General features: G+C 66.5%; 8 protein-coding genes and 1 tRNA gene. 2 read left to right on the top strand and 7 right to left on the bottom strand.

Going from position 1 to position 6,744, the window contains the following annotated elements:
- Positions 1-663: electron transfer flavoprotein subunit alpha/FixB family protein (locus C8K14_RS05925; RefSeq protein ID WP_107715991.1), on the top strand; the 663-nt coding region annotated here is incomplete at its 5' end.
- Positions 664-690: 27 nt separating this feature from the next.
- Here the strand turns inward: C8K14_RS05925 and C8K14_RS05920 are convergent.
- From C8K14_RS05920 to infA, 6 genes are all read right to left on the bottom strand, one after another.
- On the bottom strand, positions 691-885 hold the full coding sequence (locus tag C8K14_RS05920) for an Arm DNA-binding domain-containing protein (RefSeq protein ID WP_233250922.1): 195 nt from the start codon (positions 883-885) through the stop codon (positions 691-693).
- Between the two features lie 164 nt (positions 886-1,049).
- Positions 1,050-1,125: transfer RNA gene (locus tag C8K14_RS05915), tRNA-Phe, on the bottom strand.
- Positions 1,126-1,261: 136 nt separating this feature from the next.
- Positions 1,262-1,429 (bottom strand): DNA gyrase inhibitor YacG, encoded by a 168-nt coding sequence (yacG, locus tag C8K14_RS05910; protein WP_062786044.1) that lies wholly within the window; start codon positions 1,427-1,429, stop codon positions 1,262-1,264.
- Positions 1,426-2,439 carry a ribonuclease E/G gene (locus C8K14_RS05905; RefSeq protein WP_107715990.1) on the bottom strand — a complete coding sequence of 338 codons (1,014 nt, stop codon included), beginning with the start codon at positions 2,437-2,439 and terminating at the stop codon, positions 1,426-1,428. The genes yacG and C8K14_RS05905 overlap by 4 nt, the downstream gene beginning before the upstream one ends.
- A gap of 7 nt (positions 2,440-2,446) precedes the next feature.
- Entirely contained in the window at positions 2,447-3,031 is a 585-nt protein-coding gene (locus C8K14_RS05900) for a nucleoside triphosphate pyrophosphatase (protein WP_062786050.1), read from the bottom strand.
- A gap of 34 nt (positions 3,032-3,065) precedes the next feature.
- Positions 3,066-3,311 (bottom strand): translation initiation factor IF-1, encoded by a 246-nt coding sequence (gene infA, locus C8K14_RS05895; protein ID WP_022675624.1) that lies wholly within the window; start codon positions 3,309-3,311, stop codon positions 3,066-3,068.
- A 376-nt stretch (positions 3,312-3,687) separates the two neighbouring features.
- Between infA and C8K14_RS05890 the strand changes: the two genes are divergently transcribed.
- Positions 3,688-6,267 (top strand): TonB-dependent receptor, encoded by a 2,580-nt coding sequence (locus C8K14_RS05890; protein ID WP_158273583.1) that lies wholly within the window; start codon positions 3,688-3,690, stop codon positions 6,265-6,267.
- Positions 6,268-6,271: 4 nt separating this feature from the next.
- On the opposite strand, the gene C8K14_RS05885 is transcribed toward C8K14_RS05890, so the two are convergent.
- Positions 6,272-6,658, bottom strand: a complete 387-nt coding sequence (locus C8K14_RS05885) for a PilZ domain-containing protein (protein ID WP_107715989.1) — start codon at positions 6,656-6,658, stop codon at positions 6,272-6,274.
- Between the last annotated feature and the right edge of the window lie 86 nt (positions 6,659-6,744).

The raw sequence follows: 6,744 nt of genomic DNA, 5'->3' as shown, positions 1-6,744 counted from the left end.
GCCACCACCACCGGCAAGAACGTTGCGCCGCGCGTCGCTGCGCTGCTCGACGTGGCGCAGGTATCCGACATTCTCTCGGTCGAAGGGCCCAAGACCTTCACCCGGCCGATCTATGCCGGCAATGCCATCGCCACGGTCGAATCCAGCGATGCCAAGCTGGTGGTGACGGTGCGCGCCACCGCCTTTGCCAAGGCAGAGGCGAGCGGCGGCAGCGCCAGCGTGGACGCGGTGAGCGGCGTGGGTGACGCGGGCCTCTCCAGCTTTGTCGGCGCGGAAATCGCCAAGAGCGAGCGCCCTGAACTGACCAGCGCCAAGATCATCGTCTCGGGCGGCCGCGCCTTGAAGGACGCGGAAACCTTTGCCGCGACGATCACCCCGCTGGCCGACAAGCTGGGCGCCGCGATTGGCGCGAGCCGCGCGGCGGTGGACGCCGGCTATGTGCCCAACGATTACCAGGTCGGCCAGACCGGCAAGATCGTGGCGCCGCAGGTCTATCTCGCGGTGGGCATTTCCGGGGCGATCCAGCACCTTGCCGGCATGAAGGACTCAAAGACCATCATCGCCATCAACAAGGACGAAGACGCCCCGATCTTCCAGGTGGCCGACGTGGGCCTGGTGGCTGATCTGTTTACCGCCGTGCCGGAGCTGGTGGGCAAGCTTTGAGCATTTGCGTCGGTCTTCTCGTACGGATTAGCTTCCGGGATCGGCGCTAAAGCTTACCTTCTTTTCGACGCGCTTGGGATTGCCCGGTTCGTCGCGAAACTTGAGCCGCCAGAGCTTGCCGCCCGATGGCTGGACCAGCAGGAACAAGCCCTTTTCGTCCGCCAGCTTATAGGGCTTCGCTTGGGGCTTTGCATTGCGGATTGCGGTGTCCGTCAGCGCCATTGGGGGCCACGCCTTTCGCCGTTTTCAGGATGGCCCTCAAGGTGGCCCCCTGAATTACCCGATTGCGGGCGAACAAAGGCGGTCATCAGCGGTTAGGCCGATAGTGAAAATGGCAGAAAACTGCGCTTTTTTCAACTTTTGGCGAATGGTGGCGAATAAGGCAATGGTGCCCGGGGACGGAATCGAACCGCCGACACCGTGATTTTCAGTCACGTGCTCTACCAACTGAGCTACCCGGGCTTGCCGCGCTGGCGGGCCGTTTGGCCGGCGCCTTGCGTTTGGTGAAGCGCCCTATGGCGAGGTGGCCGAAGGTTGTCCAGCCCTCAATTGCATCTATTTTTCCACAATCGGCTTTTTGGCTTTAGCCGCGGACGCTTCAATCCGGGCCTTCCTCTTCGGCGTCGGCGGGCGGGCCGGGCAGGGCATAGCCGTCTTCCAGCCAGCGCATCAGGTCGCGGTCGCGGCAGCGGGCAGAGCAGAATGGCTTGTGCGCATCGCTGCGCGGTTTGCCGCAGATGGGGCAGCGTTTGGGGGTGGTGGTCATGGGGCAATGGCCTGGGCAAATCCGGCGGTGGGCGCAAGGGTTTCGTCGAGGGACCAGTGCAGCAGGCGGCCGGTGCGGCGGGCCAGTTCATCCTGCCAGGCGGGCAGCACGGCACGTGCGAGGGCAGGGTGGCAGGTCAGCAGCAGGGCGCCGGGATCGCGCACCTTTTCCGCGCGGCGCAGCAACTGCCGTGCCGCTGCGCCCAAGGGGTGGCGGGCAAACAGCGCGGGCAGCGACGGGCGCTCCAGCCGGCTGACCAGCTGGACGAAGCCATAGCCGTTCATGGCCGTGCGCTCACCACGCCAGCCGGTCTGGGCGCCACGGACTGCCAGTTCCTGTGCCAGTGCCGCATCCACCGCCTGGCGATCGCGCTTTTCACCCAGCGTGGGGAAATCGATACCGATCGACCCGCCGATATCCATGCGCATGATCGCGGCGGCGATGGCCGGCACTGCGGCAAGGGCAAGGGCGGTGAGCGGCGGGCTGCCGTCAATATCGATCAGGGTCATCGCCGGGGTCGGGCTGATGCACAGGGCGCCGCGCGCGAAGGCGATCTCGCCGCTCATCGCCTCGTCCACCAGGTCATCCCAGCCGGCCTGGTCGAGCGCGGGATCGGTGGCGTGGATCAGGCGCACGGGCTGGCCGGTGGCGGCCAGTTGCTGCGCCAGGGTGGGGGCAGGGCAGGCCTCTTCACCAGGGGCAGCAGGGCGCGCCATCGGCAGCTTGGTGCGGCCCTTTTCGGCAATGGCGGCGCGCGTGACGCGGAACAGGCCGCTGGCGCCCTCGGGCAGGTCGGGCGTCAGGCCATCGACCAGGGCAACGGCGCCGTCGGCAAACTGGACCGTGCCGCGCCGCGTGCCGGCAAGGCGGCTGGCGACGCGCGCGGGCGCTACCAGGCCCACGGCAAGCCCGCCCGGCCATGCAAGGCGCGCAGCCAGGATCTGCGCACCATCGACCAGGGCGGCGCGGGTTTCGCCAATGCCTTCTTCCACCAGCCAGGTGGCGGTCATGGCGTGCTCAGGCCAGCAGGCCGGCGGCCACCAGCAGGCGCCGGGTTTCGAACAGGGGCAGGCCGATCACGCCCGAATGGCTGCCGGCCAGCCAGGCGCAGAAGCCTTCGGCGCTGCCCTGGATGGCATAGCCGCCGGCCTTGCCGTGCCATTCGCCGCCGGCGATATAGGCGTCTATCTCAGCTTCGGAGAGGCGCTTGAAGCGTACGATGGTTTCGCTCAACGCTTCGCGCAGCGTGCCATCGGGCATCAGCAGGGCAACGGCGGAGAATACGCGGTGGCGGCGGCCCGACAGCAGCGCCAGGCAGTGGCGCGCGGTGGCCTCGTCCTCGGCCTTGGGCAGGATGCGACGCCCGGCGCCGACCACGGTATCGCCCGAAAGGATGGCGCCATCGGGCGCGAGTGCCGCCGCCGCGCGGGCCTTTTCCGCAGCCAGGCGCACGGCGTGGACACGCGGCGTCTCACCCGGCAGCGGGCTTTCATCGATGTCGGTGGCGATAATGCGATCGGGCACTAGCCCCAGGCGCGCGATCAGGTCACGCCGGCGCGGGCTGGCCGAGGCCAGCACCAGCGGCGGCACAGTCGCAGTCATCAGAACGAGCCCGGCAACGGTACAGGCCCGGGCATCAGTACTGGCCGGGGCCGCCTCGGCCAGGCATGAAGCGGTAGGTGATGCGCCCCTTGGTCAGATCGTAAGGGGTGAGTTCCACCAGCACTTCGTCGCCCACCAGAACGCGGATGCGGTTCTTGCGCATCTTGCCGGCGGTGTGGCCCAGGATCTCGTGATCGTTTTCCAGACGCACGCGGAACATGGCATTGGGCAGCAGTTCCACCACCGTGCCGCGCATCTCGAGGAGTTCTTCTTTCGCCATCGGCGGGGTCAGTAGCCTTTTGTCTTGAATGGCCGGAACGACAACCGGCACCGACGTGGCGCAAGCTGCATAGCCATGATCGAGGGGGTCGCGATAAAACGACGCGCGTGGCGCCCATAGCGTTCCGGCCGGCAAAAGAAAAGCCCCGCATTTGCAGCCAGGTTCCAGTGGTGATCCGGGCATCGGCACCGCGCCCGGCCAGCCGATGTTCATCCACGCTGGACGACAAATTGATACGATTTGTGTGTTGTTTCAATTTGTCAGGCGCGCCAGCAGGATCGCCTCGAAGCCATGATGGGGTTTGTTGCGCGTGTCTGTTCGTCTTGCCTTGCTGTGTGCCGTTTCCGCGCTTGCCGTTTGCGGGGGTGAGCGGGCCTTGGCCGCAGACCAGGCTGCGCAGGCGCCCGCTCCTGCCCCTGAGGCCGATGGCACCACCGGCGCAACCGCTGGCGGCAGCGGCCAGCAGATGGTCAATACCCAGGGCCAGTTGGGCGTGGATGCCAACGGTGACGGCGTGGACGACGTGACCGGTGAAATCCTGGTCAACGCCGCGCCGATCAAGGGCGTGGTGCAGGCCCAGCAGCCCCCGATCGTGACGCTGGATGAAGACGAAATCGCCGCCTATGGCGTCAATTCGATCCAGGATCTGCTGACCGTGCTGGCGCCGCAGACCGATTCCGGGCGCGGGCGCAGCAGCGACGGGCCGGTGATCCTGCTCAATGGCATGCGCATTTCCAACTTCCGCGAAATGCGTGGGCTGCCGCCCGAGGCAATCCGCCGGGTGGAGGTTCTGCCCGAGGAAGTGGCGCTGAAATACGGCTATCGCCCCGATCAGCGCGTGGTCAACTTCATCCTCAAAGACCACTACAAGAGCATCAGCAGCGAAACCGAGGCCAGCGTGCCGGGCAACGGCAGCTATACCGGGTTGAGCGAGGAAGCCACGCTGGCCAAGATCGCCAACAAGGCCCGCATCAACGTGACTGGCACGGTATCGACGCAAAGCGCGATCACCGAAGCCGAGCGCGGCATCAGCCAGGCCAGCGCGGCCACAGGCACTGGCACGGGCGGCAACAGCACCGTGGCGGGCGATCCCAACCAGGCCGATTACCGCACGCTGCAGGCCAAGGCCGATAGCGCCGCGCTCAACGCCACCTGGTCCAAGCCGATCGGCCTGGGCACCGGGTTGACGCTTAACGCGCTGGCGCAGCGTGATTACAGCCGCAGCTGGAACGGCCTCAATACCGTGACGCTGACCGATCCCGACAGCGGCAACAGCGTGACGCGCACCACCACCGCGCCCGAGCCGCTGACCACGCGCACCTATACCACCACGCTCTCGGCCGGCGCCGGGCTCAACACCGGCATCGGCGCCTGGCAGCTATCGGTGACGGCCGACGGCAGCCATGTTACCACCGATACGCGGATCGATCGCTCGGCCGATCTTTCGGGCCTGCAAACGCTGGTCGACGATGGCAGCCTGAGCGCCACGGGCGCGCTGCCCAGCGGCGCGATCATCGCTGGCGGGGCCGATCGCGCGCTGAGCCGCACCGACAGTCTGACCTCGCTGGCGACGGCCAACGGCCAGCCGTTCCGCCTGCCGGGCGGGGCAACTTCGCTCACAGTCAAGACCGGCTTTGCCTATTCCGGCATCCACAGCACCGATACGCGCACCGCCAACGGGGCGATCGATCTCAAGCGTGGCGACGCGCAGCTGGGTTTCAGCCTCGACGTGCCGATCACCAGCAAGCGCGAGAACTTCGGGGGTTTCCTCGGCAACCTGTCGCTCAACATGAATGCCGAGGCGCACACGCTGTCGGACTTTGGCGCGCTCTATGATTATGGCGCTGGGCTGACCTGGCGCCCCACCGACAAGCTGAGCTTCACCGGCACGTTCATCGGTGCCGAGACCGCACCGTCGTTGACGCAATTGGGCGCGCCGACGACCACCACGCAGAACGTGGCGATCTATGATTTCATCAAGGGCCAGACGGTGCTGGCTACGGTGACCAGCGGGGGCAACCGCGACCTGCTCAAGGAGCGCCAGCGCGACGTGAAGCTGGCCGGCAACTGGACCTTGCCGTTCCTGACCAATTCGACCTTCGTGGTGGAATATTTCCACAACCGCAGTTTCAACACCAGCAACAGCTTCCCCCTGCTGACGGCCGAGGTGGAAGCGGCCTATCCCGGGCGCGTCACGCGCAATGCTGCGGGCGATATCGTGTCGGTCGACGAAAGCCCGGTAACGTTCGCGCGCCAGGAAAGCGAAAGCCTGCGCTATGGCATCAACCTGGCGGGCAGTTTTGGCACGCCCGATCCCAATCTGGTGCGCCAGCGCGGCATGCGGGGCATGATGGGGCCGGGTGGGCCGCGCATGGGTGGCGGTGGACGTGGCGGGCATGGTGGTCCGGGCGGTCCTGGTGGGCCCGGTGGTCCAGGTGGTCCAGGTGGTCCAGGTGGCCCCGGTGGTCCGGGCGGCTTTGACGGGCGCGGGCGCTGGAACCTGTCGCTGACCCACACGATCATGCTGATGAACCGGGTACAGCTGACGCCGGGCGGGACGGTCTACGATCTGCTGGGCGGCAGCGCGCTGTCGAGTACCGGGGTGGCGCGGCACAGTATCGAGCTGGAAGGCGGCGGCTTCTATCGCAGCTTTGGCGTGCGCCTGACCGGCACCTACACCGGATCGGCCCACGCGGATTCGGGCACGACCAGCCTGGATTTCCACCCTATCGCCAAGTTCAACTTGCGCCTGTTTGCCGATCTTGGCCGCCGCCCCGGCGTGGTCAAGGCCGTGCCGTTCCTCAAGAATGCACGGCTTTCTCTGGCGGTGAACAACGTGTTCGATGCCCAGCAGAAAGTGACCGACCAGACCGGCGCGATCCCGCTGCGCTATCAGGCCGGCTATCTCGATCCCACCGGGCGGGTGTTCAAGCTGGAATTCCGCAAGATGTTCTGAGGGCCTAGACGAACCGCCGGCCCTGGACGAATTCTCGCGCCGCGGTGCGTTCCTGTTCGCGGCGGTGTTCGCTGAAATGATCGGCGAACTGGCGCAGGGCGATCACCTGTTCCAGCGCCAGTGACTCGTCAAAGTGAAAGCCGCAATGGCCGTCCCTGATCCACACGGCGGCGCCGAACCCTTCGAGGCGGTTGATTTCCAGCACCCCGGTTTCGCCCAGCGCCGGCGGGCATTGCAGGACCAGGCGCGCCCCGGTGCGCGACAGGTCTTCCACCAGGCAGGGGCACACGCCACGGCGCAAGATCAGGCGCCCGGGAATGTTGAGCCTTGCCCGTGCATCCGCGCGGCGGCCGCGCGTTGCACTATCACCGGTGACGGGGGCATTCACCATGGCTGCCACGTTTACCCCGGCATGGTAAAGGTATCATCTGCAATCATCTACGTAGATATACGGATGATACTTGTCCACGATCGGCA

Origin of the sequence: Novosphingobium sp. GV079, from assembly GCF_003058045.1 — a bacterium.
Lineage (GTDB): Bacteria > Pseudomonadota > Alphaproteobacteria > Sphingomonadales > Sphingomonadaceae > Novosphingobium > Novosphingobium capsulatum.
This window is presented reverse-complemented; position numbering and strand designations above follow the sequence as displayed.